Origin of the sequence: Pseudomonas sp. PB103 (assembly GCF_009764635.1) — a bacterium.
GTDB lineage: Bacteria > Pseudomonadota > Gammaproteobacteria > Pseudomonadales > Pseudomonadaceae > Aquipseudomonas.
Genome location: NZ_RWIL01000060.1, coordinates 15,849 through 33,937 on the forward strand (window position 1 = coordinate 15,849; position 18,089 = coordinate 33,937).

The window sequence follows — 18,089 nt, forward strand, 5'->3', positions numbered from 1 at the left end:
GTATAGACCGGGGCTGTTTGTTTGGGGTCGGGTGGAGCTCGGGATCAGTGCACTTTGGTTCGACTGATGGCGCGTGCTTTCACTTCTTTGGCGTAAAGCTGCAAGCGTTCTTCATCGCTTTGCAGTACTTCGCAGGATCTCAATACAGTCTGCGCATCCGCTTCATTGCCGGACTTGCGCAACTGTTCAGCAATACGTTTAAGGTCGACTGCCGACCATCTCAGGTCCGATGCGACACTTTGCAGGTCGCGTTGAAGTTCGTGTTCGTATTCATTGAGCCGCATGATCACCTCCAGAACGTTCTCGGTAGAAAATAGTAGTCGCATTTTCCGCCAGCGGTGCAAGGCTTGCCTGTCGTTGGGCTGAGTGGTTGTGAAAAATTGTCCAAAGTTTCGCAAAGACGCTTTGCCACGATGGATGTACACCCGGTTACAAGTTACATTCGCTTTTTTTCAGAGCAGGGAAACACCATGCGGATGTGGATCGGGAGTTTGGCGTTGGTCATGTTGGCAGGGTGCTCGTTGCCGGCGTCACTGGTACCGGGTGAGCCGAATGTCAGCAAGATCAGTGGCAAGGCCCCCAAAGACTATGCCGCGTGTGTATTACCGTTGTGGCAGAAAGACGTTGCCAAGACTACGCAAACGTCGATCTCCAACGGTTATCGCATCACCGCGCCGAGCGTCATTACTGCTGACGAGATTCTCGACATCGTCAAATACAAGGACGGCAGCCGGGTGTCCTTGTACCAGGGGCCACCGTGGGCCAAGTCGGGTTCGTTGCGCAAATCGGTGCGCGACTGCCTGTAACGACTGTTTTCAGGTGCAGAAAAAGCAGAAGCCGGGTCAACGGCTTCTGCTTTTTTTTCGACTTTTTGACGCGAGGCCGTCAGTCTGAAATGTCGGTGAGCGGGATGCTCCCCACGTTGCCCTTTTTCTCTCGTCGATCCTGAATCCAGTCTTCCACTTGCTGGCCGAACTGCGCCGGCGCCTTGCGCCCGACCTTGCGCGCAATGTCGAGGATGGTCTGTTGGGCGAGGGCTTCTTCCATGCGTTTTTGCGCGGTCATCATCGCGGCATGGATCGAACAGGTGCCCTCGATTGCCCATTCCGGTGGATTACCCTCAAACAGCGCGCAACGCCCGCGAATGTCGCGGCATTCGAAAATATTCTTGCGCCCGTCGATGGCGTTGACGATATCGAGCAGGGTGATTTCGTCAGCCGGCCGCGCCAGGCTGAAGCCGCCGCGCACGCCTTCACTGGCTACCACCAGTTTGCCCTTGGCCAGTTTGGTGAAAATCTTCGCCAGATACTCCACTGGCACGCCCTGCAATTCGGCGAGATCACGCACGCTGGCCTCGCGGCTGTCACCGCCGTTGCCAACCAGAAAGGCCAGGCAATGAATACCGTATTCGACGCCTGCACTGTAAAGAGACATAGATATATCCGACTTTATTTGTCGTAAATACTAGCAGCCCGAGCGGCGACCGGCAATCCGCTGGATTGGCCAGATTTAGCGTTTTACGGGCTTGCAGCCCATGTATTTGAGGGTTTTTCTGTTAAATTTGAGCGTTTAAGTATCGGTTAATTAGATTAAACCAATCGAATAATCTGACTTGTTGGATTTATATCCGACCAATACAGTCGGCGCTATCGGAGCGAGAGCCAAACACCTCCGGACATATTCATGACGCCCTTTTAAAGGGCACGGCTTTTCTGGAGATTCACAAATGAAGCAGCAGATTCTGGTCATCGGCGCAGGTTTTGGCGGTATGTGGTCGGCATTGAGCGCTACACGTCTGGTCGATATTCATGGCCGTGACGATGTTCAAATCAGCGTGCTCGCACCCCAGGCGGAACTGCGTGTGCGCCCACGTTTCTACGAGCCGAACGCTCATCAACTGGCAGCACCGCTGCACGAACTGTTCGAAGCGGTCGGCGTTCACTTCATCAAAGGAGCGGCCGAGACCATCGACGTGGCGGCCAAAACCGTCGGTTACACCGATGCCTCCGGCAGCAAAAAAACCTTCCACTTCGACAAGCTGGTGTTGGCCAGCGGCAGCGGTCTGGCTCAGTCCGCCACGCCGGGTGTCGTGCAGCATGCTTTTGACGTTGATCAGATCGAGGCGGCAATCCGCCTGGAAACGCATCTGAAATCCCTGAAAGACCTGCCTGACAGTCCGGCACGCAACACCGTGGTCGTCGCTGGTGGCGGCTTCACCGGGATTGAAACCGCGACCGAAATGCCAGGGCGTCTGCGCGAAATACTCGGTGAGCAGGCCGATCTCAAGGTGATCATCGTGGATCGCGGGCAGAAGATCGGCATTTCGATGGGCGAAGAAATCAGTCTGTCGATCATCGAGGCCAGTGCAGAACTGGGCGTCGAATGGCGTTTGGGTGTCTCGGTGCAGTCGGTCGACGCCAGCGGCGTGACACTGTCTGACGGCCAGCACATCGAGGCGAAAACGGTGGTCTGGACGACCGGCGTGCGCGCCAGTTCTTTGACCGAGCAGATTGCGGCCGAGCGCGACAAGCAAGGTCGCCTGCATGTCGACGCCCACCTGAAAGTGATCGGTCAGGACGACATCTTTGCCACGGGTGATGTGGCTTACGCGGCCACCGACGATATCGGCAACTATGCACTGATGACCTGCCAGCACGCGATTTCGCTGGGGCGGCACGCCGGTAACAACGTTGCTGCGCAACTGCTCGGGGTCGAGCCGACACCGTACAGCCAGCCGAAGTACGTGACCTGTCTGGACCTCGGTGCCTGGGGCGCGGTGTACACCGAGGGCTGGGATCGTCAGGTGAAACTGGTCAAGCAGGAAGGCAAAACCTTGAAGACCCAGATCAATACGCAGTGGATCTATCCGCCTGCGGCTGATCGCGTGAGTGCGCTGGCAGCGGCGGATCCGATGATTCCTGTGGTCGCCTGAGCCACGGCAGAGAAGGGCGCGGATCTGATGCGCTGGAGGCGGTTCGCAATGCGCTGTGACAGTTGCTGGCAGAGGATTTTTTCTGCAGCGACTAGGCTTTTGAGTGCCAGCCCCAGGAGGGGCTGGCATTTTTGTTTGTTGGCTGTTTGAAGGAGCTTGGATCATGGATGATCTGGTGAAAGATGTTATTCCGCTGTTGCAGTATTTGATTCCCGGGTTTTTATCGACGTGGATTTTTTATGCCCTGACAGCGTTCAAGCGACCTGACACATTCGGTCAGATCGCGCAGGCGCTGATCTTCACATTTGTGATTCAGGGTGCCGTGATGGGGATGTCCACTCTGTGTTTTTGGGTAGGTGCAAAAGGGTTTTCCATAGGGCAATGGGATGCGAAGTCAGAAACGCTGTGCGCATTTATGGTGTCCGTTTCGCTTGGATTGTTGTCTTGTTATCTGGCTACGAATGACCGGTTGCATAGCTGGTTGCGCCGTCGAAATGTCACGAAACAATCTTCCTATCCGAGCGAATGGTTCAGTTTTTTTGCCCAGCACCATCGACTCATCACACTTCATTTGAACGACGAAAGACGCGTTTTTGGCTGGCCTGTCGAGTGGCCTCCGGAATCCACAAGTGGTCAGTTCGTGATGCAAAATCCACGCTGGTTGAATGCTGACGGGACAGAGACGGCTTTTGGCGCCGAGTATTTGTTGATAGATTCCGGGAACGTCAAATGGGTTGAATTCAATCCGACATAAGAGGGTTCATCATGACCGCTAGAGCACCGCAACCGATGCCACCGAATGTGGCGCGCCGATTCACAGGGCCTGACGGGAAACCAGTGGCGAATCCACAGCCCAGAGCACCGAGCGCGCCCCCCCCACTGAAGAACTAGCGCCTTTCAGCCCCAACCTTCCTTCACCGCCCGGCGAATCGCCTCCAGCAACATCGCGAACGCCGGGTTGTCGTTGTTCTCCCGCCAGATCAGGTGCAGCTCGCTCTGCACCCCTTCACCCAGATCGATCTCGCGAAACACCACATTCCGGAACACCACACTGGTGGCGCAGCGCGGCACCAGCGCCAGGCCCATGCCGGCGTTGACCAGTGCCAGAATCGTCAGCGACGACCCCAGCCACTGCACATAATCCGGCGCGACCCGGGCTGAGCGCAGCATGCCGGTCAGCAGTTCGTTGAATGGCGGATAGGCAGCGTGGGAGTACATCAGGAACGGCTGTTTATCCAGATCGCCGACTGATACTTCAAGCGCAGTCGCCAGCGGATGATTGCTCGGTACTGCCAGCACAAACGGTTCGCGCACCAGGCATTCTGTGGCGTAGCCCGGCTCCAGCAACGGAGCGCGGGCGATGCCCAGATCGATGCGTCGCGCGCGCAGCGCTTCGTGCTGCTGGTAGGTGTTCATCTCCGAGAGATCGATTTTCACCTGCGGTTGTTTCAGCCGGGCTTCGGCGATGACCTTGGGCAAAAATTCATACACCGCGCTGCCGACAAAACTGATGTTCACCGAACCGATATCGCCCTCGGCAAACCGTCGGGCGGTGACGGCGGCTTGCTGGGCGCGCTCGAGCAGGTTCTGTGCTTCGATGAAGAAAGCCCGGCCTGCCGCCGTGAGCGCGACGCTGCGCGTGCTGCGGGTAAACAGTTCGACGCCGAGGTGATGCTCCAGCAACTGGATCTGCCGGCTCAGCGGTGGCTGGGTCATGTTCAGTCGCTCGGCGGCGCGGCGAAAGTTGAGTTCCGTGGCGACGGTGGTGAAGCAGCGTAGTTGGGTGAGTTCGAACATTGATCTAATCCAGGTATCAATCGAATGCCAAGTTAGATTAGACGGGATCAATGATCGCCGTCCATGATCGACTCCATCGCTTCACGCCGTCCCTAAAAAAAACAAGATCGGGAGTCGCCCCTTGAAAACCCTGCAGAGTTCGCCGGATGTCACGGTACTCGCCCGTGCCGCCGCCAAGGTCAAGCGCCATGTGCTGCCGCTGTTCGTGGTGATGTTCATCGTCAACTACATCGATCGGGTCAATATCGGTTTCGTGCGCAGCCACCTGGAAACCGATCTGGGCATCGGCGCTGCGGCCTATGGGCTTGGCGCCGGGCTGTTTTTCGTGGGCTACGCACTGTTCGAAGTGCCGTCCAACATGCTGCTGCAACGCTACGGCGCGCGGGTCTGGCTGACGCGGATCATGTTCACCTGGGGTGCCGCCGCCATGGCCATGGCGTTCGTCAAAGGTGAAACCAGTTTCTACGTGCTGCGCTTTATTCTCGGCGCGGCGGAGGCCGGGTTCTTTCCGGGGATCATTTATTACTTCACCCAATGGCTGCCGGCCTCTGAGCGCGGCAAGACCATGGCGGTGTTTCTCAGTGGTTCGGCGATTGCCTCGGTGATCTCCGGCCCGGTGTCCGGTGCGCTTCTGCACATCAGCGGGCTGGGCCTGCATGGCTGGCAATGGATGTTCCTGATCGAGGGTGCGGCATCCGTGGTGCTCTGTGGGTTTGTGTGGTTCTGGCTGCAATCGCATCCGCGTCAGGCCAAATGGTTGAGCGAAGAGGAGCGTGAAGCGCTGGTCGCGGCGATTGCCGAAGAGCAGCGAGCCCGTGAAATGGTGCAAGAGGCCAAGCCGTCGATGTTCAAACTATTGGCGGATCGGCAGATCGCGCTGTTCTGCTTCATCTATTTCTCCATCGCCCTGACCATTTACGGCGCGACGTTCTGGCTGCCGAGCATGATCAAGAAGATGGGCAACCTCGGCGACTTCCAGGTCGGCCTGCTCAATTCGATCCCGTGGATTATCTCGATTGTCGCCATGTACGGCTTCGCGGCGATGGCCGGCAAATGGAAGTTTCAGCAAGCCTGGGTCGCCCTGACGCTGGTGATCGCGGCGATCGGCATGTTCATGTCGACCACCGGCGGACCTATCTTCGCCTTCGTCGCGATCTGTTTCGCGGCCATCGGTTTCAAGGCGGCGTCGGCGCTGTTCTGGCCGATTCCGCAAAGCTATCTGGATGCGCGCATCGCCGCTGCGGTGATCGCATTGATCAACTCGATCGGCAACCTCGGCGGCTTCGTGGCGCCCACCGCGTTCGGCTTTCTCGAGCAAACCACCGGCTCCATCGAGGGCGGTCTGTATGGCCTGGCGGCGACGTCGCTGATCGCCGCGGTGGTGATCTTTTTTGCCCGCACGGCGCCCGGCGCAAAAGGTAAAAACCTTGCAAAGCCGCATGACGGGGCCGCCGTTGTCGTGACGGCCAGCCCGGCCGCGAGCCATTGAATTGATTGTTGATCTGTCAGGAGCGTTACCTTGAAAATCACCCGCGTAACCGTGACCCCGATTGCCTTTCGTGATCCGCCGTTGCTCAACGCCAGCGGCATCCACGAACCTTTCGCCCTGCGTTCGATCATCGAGATCGAAAGCGACAACGGCTACATCGGCCTCGGCGAAAGCTACGGCGACGCCCCGGCGCTGGCGATCCAGCAGCAGTTGCAGTCGCAGCTGATCGGCCTCGATCCATTCAACCTCAACCAGTTGCGCGCCATCGTGCAGGCCACCGTCGCGGCGAACAAACCGGCCAGTGTTGCCGGTGCCGAGCTGGCACCCGGTTCCCACGCCAGCAAAGCGGTGAGCAACGCCTATTCGGCGTTCGAAGTGGCCTTTCTCGATTTGCAGGCGCATTACCTGAACGTGCCATTGGTGGACCTGCTCGGCGGCGCCATTCGCGATGAGGTGCCGTTCAGTGCCTATCTGTTCTTCAAGTACGCGCAGCACGTCGATTCGCCATACAAACCGGATAACTGGGGCGAAGCGCTCAGTGAGCAGCAAATCGTTGCGCAGGCTGCACGGATGATCGAGGCCCATGGGTTCAAGAGCATCAAGCTGAAGGCGGGTACGTTGCCGCCGGAGCATGAAGTGGCGTGCATCAAGGCGCTGAAAAAAGCTTTTCCTGGTTATCCGTTGCGCATCGATCCGAACGGCAACTGGTCACTGGAAACCTCGATTCGCATGGCCGAGTTGCTCGGTGATGATCTGCAGTATTACGAAGACCCGACCCCGGGCCTCGACGGCATGGCCGAATTGCACAAGCGCACGGGCCTGCCGCTGGCGACCAATATGGTGGTCACCGATTTCGACGAATTTCGCCGCAGTGTCGCGCAGAACAGCGTGCAGATCGTCCTCGCCGACCATCATTATTGGGGCGGCCTGCGCGACACGCAGACGCTGGCAAAGATGTGCGATGTGTTCGGCGTTGGCGTGTCGATGCATTCCAATTCGCACCTGGGCATCAGCCTGATGGCGATGGCGCATGTGGCGGCGGCCGTGCCGAATCTGGATTACGCCTGCGACACGCATTACCCGTGGCAGGAGCCGGATGAAGAGGTGATCAAAGGCGGCAAGCTGCCGATTGTCGACGGCTGCGTGAAGATCACGCGAGCGGCGGGGCTTGGGCTGGAACTGGATCACGAGCAGTTGGGCATGCTGCATGATCAGTACCTGACGTGCGGGATTCGTCAGCGTGATGATGTGCGGCAGATGCAACGCTATAAGCCGGACTGGAAGGCGGTCAAACCGAGGTTTTGATAGCGTCAGGACTGGCCTCATCGCGGGCAAGCCCGCTCCCACAGGTTATCGTGTCGATTGCAAACTCTGTATTCAACGAAGAACCCTGTGGGAGCGGGCTTGCCCGCGATGAGGTTCTCCAGTCAGAGTGTCTTTACCAGCCAATCCCGAAACGCTTTCAGCGATGGCAGATTTTCATTGCGCGGCGGATACACCAGGTAATAGCTGCGTCGGCTGGTAATCGCTTCCCCGAGTTGCAGCAGATCACCATTCAATAACTCATCCTCCACCAAAATCCGCGGCACCAACCCCACCCCGATATTCGCCCGCACTGCCCGAATCAAGTGCGAGGTCATCTCAAAACTCGGGCCGATGCGCATGCTGCGGTGGGGCAGGCCGTGATGACTGAACCATTCCGCCCACGCCTGCGCATTGCTGCTGACGTTGAGCAGCAGTTGCCCGGCGATGCGCTGTTCGGCGTCATCACGCTCGGCAGCCGAGAGCTGCGCGCTGGCGATCACCACCAGCTCTTCGGTGTGCAGGGGCAGGGCGGTCAGCCCCGGCCATTCTCCGCTGCCGACGCAAATCGCCGCATCGATTTCGCTGGTATCAAAGTCGATCGCTTCGATACGCGAATGCAAATGCACCGTCATGCCCGGGTGGGCGTTATAGAAATCCTTGAGTCGCGGCAACAGCCACTTCGAACCGAAGGTCGGCAGCGTCGCCAGGCGCAAACTGTGAACGCCGGAACCAAACGCCATCGCCTGCAATGTCGCGCTGCGAATTTGCCCCAACGCCTCTGCCAGCTCGCGCTGATACATGCGCCCGACGTCGGTGAGCACCACTTGCCGGCCTTCACGAGTGAACAAGCGCATGCCGAGCATTTTCTCGAGAATCTGCACTTGCCGGCTGACCGCGCTTTGCGTCAGCGACAGTTCATGCGCCGCGCGGGTGTAGCTTTCATGGCGTGCGGCAGCCTCGAACGCCAGCAATAACGACATCGACGGTGTGAGTGTGCGCGGATTCATTCGTAAAAGTCATCAATAGCGGGTCGAATTTACGGTTGTCCCAAGGTCGTTCAGCAATGAACATGGGCACCATTAGATGGCGCAGCCTGACGCAATCATTCGTTGCGTACAACTGTTCAGCGCCACATAGCCCGATGTTGACCGAGATTTCCTGACCGATGATTGCCCAGCTGTCCCCCGCCAAAGCCCTGGCCGCCGATTACCAACAGTTCCTGAATGCGCTGAAGAACAGCGGTTTTCGCGGTGAAATCAGCGCCGATTACGCCAGCCGCGTGGTGCTTGCGACCGACAACTCGATCTATCAGCGCTTGCCGCAAGCGGCGGTGTTTCCGATGGACGCCGATGACGTCGCGCGGGTGGCGCGACTGATCGCCGAGCCGGCCTATCAACACGTGGTGATCACCCCACGCGGCGGCGGCACCGGTACCAACGGCCAATCGTTGACCGATGGCATCGTCGTCGACCTGTCGCGGCACATGAACCGCATTCTCGAAATCAACGTCGAGGAGCGCTGGGTGCGCGTGCAGGCCGGGGTGGTCAAGGATCAGCTCAACGCCGCACTGAAATCTGCCGGGCTGTTCTTCGCCCCTGAGCTGTCGACCTCCAACCGCGCCACCGTCGGCGGCATGATCAACACCGATGCCAGCGGGCAGGGCAGTTGCACCTACGGCAAGACCCGCGACCATGTGCTTGAACTCGACATGGTCTTGCGCGGTGGCGAGCGTTTGCACGGTCAGCCGCTGGAAGAGCGCGAACTGCAAGCGCTCTGCGCCCGCACAGATCGCGTCGGCGAAGTCTATCGCTGTGCGCGGCAGATCATTGATGAGCAGGGTGAGCTGATCAAAGAACGCTTCCCCGATCTCAATCGTTGCCTGACCGGTTATGACCTCGCGCACTTGCGTGAAGCGGACAACCGTTTCAACCTCAACAGCGTGCTGTGCGGCGCCGAAGGCTCGCTGGGTTTCGTGGTCGAGGCACGCCTGAATGTGCTGCCGATCCCCACGCATACGATGCTGGTGAACATCCGCTACGCCGGATTCATGGACGCCTTGCGTGATGCGCGGGCGTTGATGGCGCTCAAGCCGTTATCGATCGAAACCGTCGACTCGAAAGTCTTGCTGCTGGCGATGCAGGACATCGTCTGGCACGGTGTCGCCGAATACTTCCCGGCGAGTGCCGAGCGGCCGACTCTGGGCATCAATCTGGTCGAGTTCTGTGGTGACGATCCGGAAGAGTTGCAACGGCGGGTCGAGGCGTTTGTCGAGCACTTGAGCAGCGACCGCACGGTCGAGCGTCTGGGCCACACACTGGCGGTCGGTCACGCGGCGGTAAACAAGGTCTACGGCATGCGCAAACGGGCGGTGGGCTTGCTCGGCAACGTCGCCGGTGAAGCGCGGCCGCAGCCGTTTGTCGAAGACACGGCGGTGCCGCCGCAGCATCTGGCCGAGTACATCGCCGAATTGCGCGACCTGCTCGACAGCCACGGTTTGCAGTACGGCATGTTCGGTCACGTCGATGCGGGCGTGCTGCACGTGCGGCCGATTCTCGACATGAAAGACCCGCAGCAAGCCGCGCTGGTGCGTCCGGTGTCCGATGGCGTCGCGGCGCTGACCCAGCGTTACGGCGGTCTGCTGTGGGGCGAGCACGGCAAAGGTCTGCGTTCGGAATACGCGCCGGCATTTTTCGGTGAACTCTATCCGGCGCTGCAAGCACTGAAAGCGGCGTTCGACCCGTTCAACCAGTTCAACCCCGGCAAGATCGCCACCCCAGCCAACACCGATGCGGCGTTGCTGAAGATCGACGAAGTGACCCTGCGCGGTGAACTCGATCGGCAGATCGACGAAAAGGTCTGGCAGGACTACGGCGCGGCCATGCACTGCAACGGCAACGGCGCCTGCTACAACTTCGACCCGGATGATGCGATGTGCCCGTCATGGAAGGCCACCCGCGAGCGTTCGCAGTCGCCGAAGGGGCGCGCGTCGTTGATCCGCGAGTGGCTGCGTTTGCAGGGCGAGGCGGGCGTCGATGTGTTGTCTGATGCCATGCGCAAACCGGCGTTTTTCAGCACGCTGTGGCAGCGCTGGCGCAACACGCGTCAGCAGTCCGAAGATTTCTCTCATGAGGTTTACGACGCCATGGCCGGTTGCCTGGCGTGCAAGTCCTGCGCGGGGCAGTGCCCGGTGAAGGTCAATGTGCCGGAGTTTCGTTCGCGCTTTCTTGAGCTGTATCACGGCCGCTATCTGCGTCCGGCGCGGGATTATCTGATCGCCTCGCTGGAGTACAGCATTCCGTACATGGCGCGAATTGCGGCGCTGTACAACGGCATGATGGGCGCTGCGTGGGTGCGTGGTCTGCTGGAGCGTGTCGGCGGCATGGTCGATGTGCCGTTGCTCAGTCGTTTTGATTTTCATGCCGCCATGCGTCGCTGGCAGGTGCAACCGGCCACGGTCTCGACCTTGTCCGCACTGACCGAGGCGCAACGCGAGCGCAGTGTGGTGATCGTCCAGGATGCGTTCACGCGCTACTTCGAAGCAGCGCTGCTGGCCGACCTGGTCGAGCTGATTTCGCGTCTTGGTTATCAGGTTTATCTGGCACCGTTCAGCGCCAACGGCAAGCCTTTGCACGTGCAGGGTTTCCTTTCGGCGTTCAATCGCGCGGCGTTGCGCAATGCTCGGCAGTTGCGTGAGCTTGCAGATATTGGCGTGCCGCTGCTGGGCCTTGATCCGGCCATGACCCTGGTCTATCGCCAGGAATATTTGAAAGTACCCGGCATGCAACAATGCCCGGAGGTGGCGCTGGTGCAGGAGTGGCTGCTCAAGGTCATGCCGGAGCAAGCGCCTCAGGATCATCGCGAAGAATTCCGACTGCTCGCCCACTGCACCGAAAAAACCAACGCACCGGCCGCGACCCGCCAGTGGGAGCAGGTGTTCGAGCGTGCCGGTTTGCAACTGGCGACGCAGGCCACGGGTTGCTGCGGCATGTCCGGCACCTATGGCCACGAGGCGCGCAACCGTGAAACCTCAGCGGTGATTTACCAGCAGTCGTGGGCGCGTCAGATCGATGCGCCGGCAGAGAAGGGCGAAGCACTGGCCACCGGTTATTCTTGCCGCAGCCAGGTCAAACGCCAGTCGGATCAGGCACTGCGCCACCCGTTGCAGGTGCTGCTTGAGGTTCAACGTCGCTGAGGTCGTTGCCCGTGTCCTTGTCCCAGATCAGGCGCGGATCAAAGCTCATCGCCGCAAGCATGGTGAACACCACGACCAGGCCAAAAAACAGAATGCCCGGTCGTGGCTCGATATCGCCCAGCGCCTGGAATTTCACCAGCGCCGCGACCAGCGCCACCACCAGCACGTCGAGCATTGACCAATAGCCGATCAGCTCGACGAAGCGGTACAGTTTCGAACGCTCTTTGCGCGCCCAGGCGCTGTCGCGTTGCACGGTGGTCAGCAGCAGGGTCAGGGCAACAAACTTGATCCCCGGCACGGCAATACTGGCGATGAAGATGATCAGCGCAATGTCCCACGCCCCAGCCTCCCAGAACTCCAGCACGCCGCTCATGATCGTGCTGTCGGCGCCGCTGCCGAGCATGGTGGTGTTCATCACTGGCAAGAGATTGGCCGGCACGTAAAACGCCAGCGCGGCGAGCATGTAGGCCCAGGTACGCGTCAACGAATTGGTCTTGCGCCGATGCAGCGGCGCGTCGCAGCGCGGACATTCATGCGGCTCGTCGGTCATGTCGCAAGCCAGCCCGCAGCTGTGACACAGGCACAGATTGAGTTCGCTGGCGGTCGGTGGTCGCTTCATAGAATGTCCCAGAGGTCACGGATGTCGCGACCGGCAATGCGGATCATCATCAGGCTCAGTACCGCCAGCGCGAACAGGCCGATGCCGGGCAACACGTCGAGCAAGCCGGCGAGTTTGAACACCGCGACCATGGCACCGAGCAAACACACCTCGAGCATGCTCCAGGGGCGCAGGGTTTCCAGCCAGCGCATGCACAGCTTGAACCCCGGCGCACGCTGTCCGCCGAGGGCGAAGCCCAGCACCCAGATCAGCAGTACCAGTTGAAACGCCGGCGCGATAATGATCGAGATCGCCGCGACCATTGCAATGAACGTGATCGGCCCCTGACTCAGCGCCAGCACCGAGTCCCACAGCGTCGCGCTGTTTTTCAGGCCTTTCATGCTGATGCTCATCACCGGGTAGAAATTGGCGAACAGCCACAGCATCGCCGCTGTAAACGTCAGGGCCAGGCGCTGCTCAACGCTCAAACCATTGAAGCGCTGAAGCACGCCACCGCAGCGTACGCACGAGGTTTTCTGGTGTTTGCCGAGCACGGCTTTTTCATACACACAGTCGCAGTGCTCGCAGATGATCAGGTGTTCGGTGTTGACCATGGACAACGCTCGACAGCAAAGACCTGATCACTATAGACGCTCCCTTGTAGGAGCTGCCGCAGGCTGCGATCTTTTGATCTGGTTTTTGAAGATCAGGATCAAAAGATCGCAGCCTGCGGCAGCTCCTACAGGGGCAATGGATTGAGTGCGGGATTCGCTGACCACGTCTGCAAACACATACGCCCACCCCAACAGGTCTGGCGAATGAGTGTCTGGTTCAAGGTTATGCTTCGGCGTTCCAGTGAACATCTGTTTTGACTGACGCGACGCCTTCGCGCATCCAACCCTGTAGGAGCTGCCGCAGGCTGCGATCTTTTGATGTTGTTTTTAAGACAAGATCAACAGATCGCAGCCTTCGGCAGCTCCTACATGGCGTCGGATCGGTTATTTGCGGTCGAGCCATACGGTTTGGGCGTTGCAGAATTCGCGGACGCCGAAGTGCGATAGTTCGCGGCCGAAACCGCTTTTCTTCACGCCGCCGAAGGTTACGCGCGGGTCGCTGGCGGAGTAGCCGTTGATGAACACGCCGCCGGTGTCCAGTTCGCTGGTCAGTTGCTGGGCCAGTGGCACGTTGGCGGTGTAGATCGTCGCGGTCAGGCCGAACTCGCTGTCGTTGGCCAGCGCTACTGCATGGGCGCAATCGCGGGCGGTAATGATCGAGGCGACCGGGCCGAACAGTTCCTGTTTGAACGAGGTCATGCGGTCGGTGACATCGGCCAGCACGGTTGGCTCGTAGTAGTTGCCGGCGCCTGCGGTTTTGCCGCCACCGAGCAACAGCGTCGCGCCTTCTTCAAGGGTGTCGCGCACTTGCTGATCGAGTTCATCACGCAGATCAAAACGCGCCATCGGGCCGATGTAAGTGTCGGCGGCCAATGGGTCGCCCACTTTCAGCTTGCGCGTGGCTTCGACGAATTTGCGGGTGAATTCTTCAACCACGCCTTCTTCGATGATCAGACGTTTGGCCGCAGCGCAGACCTGACCGGAGTTCTGATAGCGACCGATGACAGCTGCTTGCACGGCCTCGTCGATATCAGCATCGTTGAGCACGATAAACGGGTCGGAGCCGCCCAATTCCAGCACGCATTTCTTCAGCGCAGCACCGGACTGAGCGCCGATGGCCATGCCGGCACGCACGCTGCCGGTCAGGGTCACCGCCGCAATGCGCGGGTCGGCAATGGCGGTCGAAACGCCTTCCGGGGTGACGTTGATCACTTCAAATACGCCGTCAGCGAAACCGGCACGGGTGAAGGCGTCACGAAGCAGGTAGGCGCTGCCCATCACGTTCGGCGCATGCTTGAGCACGTAAGTATTGCCAGCGATCAGCGCGGGAACGGCGCCACGCAGCACTTGCCAGATCGGGAAGTTCCACGGCATCACGGCAAGGATCGGGCCGAGCGGGCGGTATTCGATACGCGCCTTGCCACCTTCAACCTGGGTGGGCTCAGCGTCGAGCATGGCCGGGCCGTTTTCGGCGTACCACTCGCACAGCTTGGCGCATTTCTCGATTTCGCCACGGGCCTGAGCGATCGGCTTGCCCATTTCCTGAGTGATCATGGTCGCCATGGCTTCAGCGGTGTCACGCAGCGCGCCAGCAAGGGCGGTGAGCAAACGCGAGCGATCCTGCAGTGGCTTGCGTTTCCATTTGCCGAAGCCGTAAGCCGCGCGGGTCAGCGCGGCGTCGAGCACGGTGGCGGACTCAAAAGCGTAATGACCGATCTGCTCGCCGGTGGCGGGGTTGATCGAGATGGCGTGGGTCTGGCTGGAAATCTGGCTCATGGTCTCGTCCTGCATGTTCGTCGGATGAGCCTAGAGTAGAGTGGTGTTTGTTTTCTGGAAACTGAATAATAAAGATCGTTTCTTTCACGATTGGAGAATGACTGTGGATCTGGTGCAGCTGGAAATCTTCAAAGCCGTTGCCGAACACGGCAGCATCAGCGCCGCCGCCACGCAGATCCACCGCGTGCCGTCGAACCTGACCACGCGGATCAAGCAGCTTGAGCAGGATTTGGGTGTCGATCTGTTCATTCGCGAGAAAAGTCGTCTGCGCCTGTCGCCGGCGGGGTGGAGTTTTCTTGAGTACGCGCGGCGCATTCTTGATCTGGTGCAAGAGGCGCGCGCCACCGTGGCCGGCGAAGAACCGCAGGGCGCGTTTGCTTTGGGTTCACTGGAAAGTACAGCAGCGGTGCGCATCCCCGAACTGCTCGCGGCGTACAACCAACTGCACCCGAAAGTTGATCTGGACCTGTCCACCGGGCCCTCGGGGACGATGATCGACGGCGTGCTCTCCGGGCGTCTTGCGGCAGCATTCGTCGACGGCCCTGTCCTGCATCCGACGCTGGAAGGTGTGCCGGCCTTCGAAGAAGAAATGGTCATCATCGCGCCACTCAATCACGGCCCGGTAAAGCGTGCAGCGGATGTGAATGGCGAGAATATCTACGCCTTCCGCTCCAACTGCTCCTACCGTCATCACTTCGAAAAATGGTTCAGCACCGACGCCGCCGTGCCTGGCAAAATCTTCGAAATGGAGTCCTACCACGGCATGCTCGCCTGCGTCAGCGCCGGTGCCGGTCTGGCGCTGATGCCACGCAAGATGTTGCAGAGCATGCCTGGCAGCGCGACCGTCAGCGTCTGGCCGCTGGCAAAGGATTTTCGCTATCTGACCACGTGGCTGGTGTGGCGCCGGGGCACGGTGTCGCGCAGCTTGAGCATGTTCGTGCGGTTGCTCGAAGAGCGCGGCGTGGTGCGCGCAGAAGAATAATTGACACTTTGTGTCATGACTGTATCTTTATCGGCGTTTCGCAATATAAAAAACTATACAGCGCAGCCATGAGGACCAAGGAAATGACCACAGCCCTGAGCGAAAAAGTTGCCCTGAGCGGTAAAGAAGCGGTCGGCGAACGTTTTGTGCTGGAAACGATGCGCCACGCCCAGCAATTGACCTGGAAAGCCGTCGACGCCATTGCCGAGGTGATCAAACCGGGCATGCTTGAATCCGAAGCGACGGCGCGAGGCAAGGAAATCCTCGCCGACTTGGGCATGGACCGGATCTGGCATCCGCTGCTGATTCGCTTCGGTGCCAACACGCTGAAGACCTTCAAACAGCGCTCCGACGGCGATCCGGTGCTCGGTGAGGACGACATTTTCTTCATCGACATGGGCGTGGTCTGGCAAGGCCACGAAGGCGATGCGGGTGCGACCTACACCACCGGTTCCGACTCGCAAATGATTGCCTGCGCGGCGGCTGCCAAGGAATTGTTCGACCGGGTCGAAGCGTTCTGGCGCAAGGGTGTTTCCGGCGTTGAGCTTTACCGCTATGCGACTGAACAGGCCGAAGCGATGGGTTGGGTACTGAACCTGAACATTAAAGGGCACCGGGTCAGCGATTTCCCGCACGCGATTCACCGTGGCGGCGATCTGGGCGATTTCGAGCAGGCGCCGAACGCCGGCGTTTGGATTCTGGAAATCCAGATCGCCCATCCGACGCGGCCGTTCGGCGCTTTTTACGAAGACTTGCTCATTTAGGAAAGCCTCATGACTACACCTAATGTTTTGCTTTTTTCCTACGGCACTTTGCAGGATCGCGCCGTGCAACTCTCCAACTTCGGCCGCGAGCTGCAAGGGCGCCCGGACAGTCTGCCGGGCTATAAGCAGGAAATGGTCGAGATCACCGATCCTGCGGTGCTCGCCACCAGCGGCAAGACCCACCATCCGATCGTGCAGGAAAGTAGCAATGCGGCCGATGAGATTGCCGGCACGGTTTTCCAGATCACCGCGCAGGAGCTGGCGGCAGCGGATGAATACGAAGTGGCGGACTACAAACGCGTCAGCGTGCTGCTAAAGTCTGGAGTCGATGCATGGGTTTACGTGCAGGCGTGACAACAGAACGCAGCGCTGTAGTTGTTTTTATATAGCGTCAACTTCGATGATGTACGCCGTTTCCTAACTCCAAAGTCAAAAAATAGGACGTCCATCATGAAAGTCAGCGCACGCAACGTATTCAAGGGCAAAGTCAGCAATGTTCAGGCCGGCGCCGTCAACGCCGAAGTGGTACTGACCCTGGCTGGCGGTGAGCAGTTGGTTGCCGTCGTGACCATGGAAAGCATCAAGAGCCTTGGCATCGCCGTCGGCAAAGAAGCCGTTGCCCTGATCAAGGCGCCATGGGTGATGCTGATGACTGAATCCAGTGACATTCGTCTGTCGGCGCGCAATTGCCTGGAAGGCAAAGTGCTGAGCGTAACGGACGGTGCGGTCAACGCTGAAGTGGTGATCGAGCTGGCTGGCGGTTCGAAAGTCTACTCGATCGTTACCCGCGATGCCGTTGCCGAACTGGGCCTGGCCAAAGGCGTCAGCGCTACGGCGGTGATCAAGGCTTCGCACATCATTCTGGGTGTTCCGGCCTGATAGTTTTTCAGGCAAATAAAAAACCGCTGATTCCGGGATCAGCGGTTTTTTTGCGTTATGGCGTGCCGTTGCGGCCGTACAGGCGATAGCCCTCGCGTTGGTTCAGGCGTTCGTAATAGGCGCTGACGGCGGGCAAGTGCGGATGCTTGAGCGGTGTTTCGAACCAGCGGTTAACCGAGAGTCCGATCGGGATGTCCGCCAGGGAAAACTCGTTGCCGCTGACGTAAGCGCCGGTCGATTCCAGCTGTCGATTCAGAATCTCCATGTTCTTCGACCATTGCTCGATCCCGACCGCCAGCGCAGTGCCGTCCTGATAATCAGGTGACTTGCGCACCAGCGACATCAGCGGATACGACCACGAACGATTCAGTTCCGAAGCCTGCCAGTCAATCCACTGATCGACCCGCGCCCGGGCCATCGGATCAACTGGATACAGCTGCGCACCGCCGTAGCGCGAGGCCAGATAACGAATGATCGTATTCGATTCCCACAACGTGAAATCGCCGTCCTGAATCACCGGCACCATGGCGCAGGGATTGAGCGCGAGGAACTCCGGCGTATGCGTCGTTTTGAACCCTGAACCCCAATCCTCCCGGTCGAACGGAAGCTGCAATTCGGCGCAGGTCCACAGCACCTTACGTACATTGATCGATGAGGCTTTGCCAAGTATTCGCAGCATCGGATGTCCTTTCCATCAGGTCGTCGGACGTAAAGAAATACCACACCGATACGAAGAAGACCCGCTCATGGCGGGCCTTCCG

General features: G+C 59.3%; 18 protein-coding genes. 10 read left to right on the forward strand and 8 right to left on the reverse strand.

The annotated features are described in order from the left end of the window. Window positions 1-44: 44 nt before the first annotated feature. Entirely contained in the window at window positions 45-284 is a 240-nt protein-coding gene (locus tag EJA70_RS11800; protein WP_008085812.1) for a hypothetical protein, read from the reverse strand. Window positions 285-470: 186 nt separating this feature from the next. On the opposite strand from EJA70_RS11800, the gene EJA70_RS11805 reads away from it, so the two are divergent. After that, window positions 471-806, forward strand: coding sequence for a hypothetical protein (locus EJA70_RS11805; RefSeq protein WP_158830867.1), 336 nt, complete (start codon window positions 471-473; stop codon window positions 804-806). A gap of 79 nt (window positions 807-885) precedes the next feature. Here EJA70_RS11805 and EJA70_RS11810 read toward each other — a convergent pair whose 3' ends face one another. Beyond that, window positions 886-1,434 (reverse strand): Rrf2 family transcriptional regulator, encoded by a 549-nt coding sequence (locus EJA70_RS11810; RefSeq protein ID WP_158830868.1) that lies wholly within the window; start codon window positions 1,432-1,434, stop codon window positions 886-888. Window positions 1,435-1,726: 292 nt separating this feature from the next. Here EJA70_RS11810 and EJA70_RS11815 point away from each other — a divergent pair, with 292 nt between their 5' ends. Both EJA70_RS11815 and EJA70_RS11820 read left to right on the forward strand, forming a co-directional pair. Further along, window positions 1,727-2,932: an NAD(P)/FAD-dependent oxidoreductase gene (locus tag EJA70_RS11815; protein WP_158830869.1), complete on the forward strand. Its 1,206-nt coding sequence runs from the start codon at window positions 1,727-1,729 to the stop codon at window positions 2,930-2,932. 163 nt (window positions 2,933-3,095) lie between these two features. Then, window positions 3,096-3,686, forward strand: coding sequence for a DUF6338 family protein (locus tag EJA70_RS11820; RefSeq protein WP_158830870.1), 591 nt, complete (start codon window positions 3,096-3,098; stop codon window positions 3,684-3,686). A 143-nt stretch (window positions 3,687-3,829) separates the two neighbouring features. Here the strand turns inward: EJA70_RS11820 and EJA70_RS11825 are convergent, their stop codons facing one another. Next, a complete protein-coding gene (locus tag EJA70_RS11825; protein WP_008085804.1) occupies window positions 3,830-4,729 on the reverse strand; it encodes a LysR substrate-binding domain-containing protein in 900 nt (299 codons plus the stop codon). 121 nt (window positions 4,730-4,850) lie between these two features. Here EJA70_RS11825 and EJA70_RS11830 point away from each other — a divergent pair, with 121 nt between their 5' ends. Both EJA70_RS11830 and EJA70_RS11835 read left to right on the forward strand, forming a co-directional pair. Continuing rightward, window positions 4,851-6,218 (forward strand): MFS transporter, encoded by a 1,368-nt coding sequence (locus EJA70_RS11830; RefSeq protein ID WP_158830871.1) that lies wholly within the window; start codon window positions 4,851-4,853, stop codon window positions 6,216-6,218. Window positions 6,219-6,248: 30 nt separating this feature from the next. Further along, window positions 6,249-7,523, forward strand: coding sequence for a glucarate dehydratase family protein (locus EJA70_RS11835; protein ID WP_158830872.1), 1,275 nt, complete (start codon window positions 6,249-6,251; stop codon window positions 7,521-7,523). A gap of 122 nt (window positions 7,524-7,645) precedes the next feature. On the opposite strand, the gene EJA70_RS11840 is transcribed toward EJA70_RS11835, so the two are convergent. Further along, complete coding sequence (locus tag EJA70_RS11840; RefSeq protein ID WP_158830873.1) at window positions 7,646-8,530, reverse strand: LysR substrate-binding domain-containing protein; 885 nt, start codon at window positions 8,528-8,530, stop codon at window positions 7,646-7,648. A gap of 158 nt (window positions 8,531-8,688) precedes the next feature. On the opposite strand from EJA70_RS11840, the gene EJA70_RS11845 reads away from it, so the two are divergent. After that, window positions 8,689-11,715, forward strand: coding sequence for an FAD-binding and (Fe-S)-binding domain-containing protein (locus tag EJA70_RS11845; protein ID WP_158830874.1), 3,027 nt, complete (start codon window positions 8,689-8,691; stop codon window positions 11,713-11,715). Here the strand turns inward: EJA70_RS11845 and EJA70_RS11850 are convergent. The 3 genes from EJA70_RS11850 to EJA70_RS11860 all read right to left on the reverse strand — a co-directional run bounded on the left by EJA70_RS11850 (window position 11,648) and on the right by EJA70_RS11860 (window position 14,703). Beyond that, window positions 11,648-12,334, reverse strand: coding sequence for a paraquat-inducible protein A (locus tag EJA70_RS11850; protein WP_158830875.1), 687 nt, complete (start codon window positions 12,332-12,334; stop codon window positions 11,648-11,650). The genes EJA70_RS11845 and EJA70_RS11850 overlap by 68 nt on opposite strands. Continuing rightward, window positions 12,331-12,927, reverse strand: coding sequence for a paraquat-inducible protein A (locus EJA70_RS11855; RefSeq protein ID WP_158830876.1), 597 nt, complete (start codon window positions 12,925-12,927; stop codon window positions 12,331-12,333). The genes EJA70_RS11850 and EJA70_RS11855 overlap by 4 nt, the downstream gene beginning before the upstream one ends. 384 nt (window positions 12,928-13,311) lie before the next feature. Then, window positions 13,312-14,703 carry an aldehyde dehydrogenase family protein gene (locus EJA70_RS11860; RefSeq protein WP_158830877.1) on the reverse strand — a complete coding sequence of 464 codons (1,392 nt, stop codon included), beginning with the start codon at window positions 14,701-14,703 and terminating at the stop codon, window positions 13,312-13,314. 103 nt (window positions 14,704-14,806) lie between these two features. Here EJA70_RS11860 and EJA70_RS11865 point away from each other — a divergent pair, with 103 nt between their 5' ends. The 4 genes from EJA70_RS11865 to EJA70_RS11880 all read left to right on the forward strand — a co-directional run bounded on the left by EJA70_RS11865 (window position 14,807) and on the right by EJA70_RS11880 (window position 17,328). Then, window positions 14,807-15,685 carry a LysR family transcriptional regulator gene (locus EJA70_RS11865; protein WP_158830933.1) on the forward strand — a complete coding sequence of 293 codons (879 nt, stop codon included), beginning with the start codon at window positions 14,807-14,809 and terminating at the stop codon, window positions 15,683-15,685. Window positions 15,686-15,768: 83 nt separating this feature from the next. Continuing rightward, window positions 15,769-16,449: a M24 family metallopeptidase gene (locus EJA70_RS11870; RefSeq protein ID WP_158830878.1), complete on the forward strand. Its 681-nt coding sequence runs from the start codon at window positions 15,769-15,771 to the stop codon at window positions 16,447-16,449. Between the two features lie 9 nt (window positions 16,450-16,458). After that, entirely contained in the window at window positions 16,459-16,803 is a 345-nt protein-coding gene (locus EJA70_RS11875; protein ID WP_053121263.1) for a gamma-glutamylcyclotransferase family protein, read from the forward strand. Window positions 16,804-16,899: 96 nt separating this feature from the next. Further along, a complete protein-coding gene (locus EJA70_RS11880) occupies window positions 16,900-17,328 on the forward strand; it encodes a molybdopterin-binding protein (RefSeq protein ID WP_158830879.1) in 429 nt (142 codons plus the stop codon). Between the two features lie 55 nt (window positions 17,329-17,383). Here EJA70_RS11880 and EJA70_RS11885 read toward each other — a convergent pair whose 3' ends face one another. Next, window positions 17,384-18,007 (reverse strand): glutathione S-transferase family protein, encoded by a 624-nt coding sequence (locus EJA70_RS11885; protein ID WP_158830880.1) that lies wholly within the window; start codon window positions 18,005-18,007, stop codon window positions 17,384-17,386. Window positions 18,008-18,089: the final 82 nt, after the last annotated feature.

Bases quoted from the DNA above. Each gene is read 5' to 3' on its own strand.
- EJA70_RS11800 (WP_008085812.1), bottom strand. From the start codon at position 284: ATGCGGCTCAATGAATACGAACACGAACTTCAACGCGACCTGCAAAGT.
- EJA70_RS11805 (WP_158830867.1), top strand. From the start codon at position 471: ATGCGGATGTGGATCGGGAGTTTGGCGTTGGTCATGTTGGCAGGGTGC.
- EJA70_RS11810 (WP_158830868.1), bottom strand. From the start codon at position 1,434: ATGTCTCTTTACAGTGCAGGCGTCGAATACGGTATTCATTGCCTGGCC.
- EJA70_RS11815 (WP_158830869.1), top strand. From the start codon at position 1,727: ATGAAGCAGCAGATTCTGGTCATCGGCGCAGGTTTTGGCGGTATGTGG.
- EJA70_RS11820 (WP_158830870.1), top strand. From the start codon at position 3,096: ATGGATGATCTGGTGAAAGATGTTATTCCGCTGTTGCAGTATTTGATT.
- EJA70_RS11825 (WP_008085804.1), bottom strand. From the start codon at position 4,729: ATGTTCGAACTCACCCAACTACGCTGCTTCACCACCGTCGCCACGGAA.
- EJA70_RS11840 (WP_158830873.1), bottom strand. From the start codon at position 8,530: ATGAATCCGCGCACACTCACACCGTCGATGTCGTTATTGCTGGCGTTC.
- EJA70_RS11845 (WP_158830874.1), top strand. From the start codon at position 8,689: ATGATTGCCCAGCTGTCCCCCGCCAAAGCCCTGGCCGCCGATTACCAA.
- EJA70_RS11850 (WP_158830875.1), bottom strand. From the start codon at position 12,334: ATGAAGCGACCACCGACCGCCAGCGAACTCAATCTGTGCCTGTGTCAC.
- EJA70_RS11855 (WP_158830876.1), bottom strand. From the start codon at position 12,927: ATGGTCAACACCGAACACCTGATCATCTGCGAGCACTGCGACTGTGTG.
- EJA70_RS11860 (WP_158830877.1), bottom strand. From the start codon at position 14,703: ATGAGCCAGATTTCCAGCCAGACCCACGCCATCTCGATCAACCCCGCC.
- EJA70_RS11870 (WP_158830878.1), top strand. From the start codon at position 15,769: ATGACCACAGCCCTGAGCGAAAAAGTTGCCCTGAGCGGTAAAGAAGCG.
- EJA70_RS11875 (WP_053121263.1), top strand. From the start codon at position 16,459: ATGACTACACCTAATGTTTTGCTTTTTTCCTACGGCACTTTGCAGGAT.
- EJA70_RS11880 (WP_158830879.1), top strand. From the start codon at position 16,900: ATGAAAGTCAGCGCACGCAACGTATTCAAGGGCAAAGTCAGCAATGTT.
- EJA70_RS11885 (WP_158830880.1), bottom strand. From the start codon at position 18,007: ATGCTGCGAATACTTGGCAAAGCCTCATCGATCAATGTACGTAAGGTG.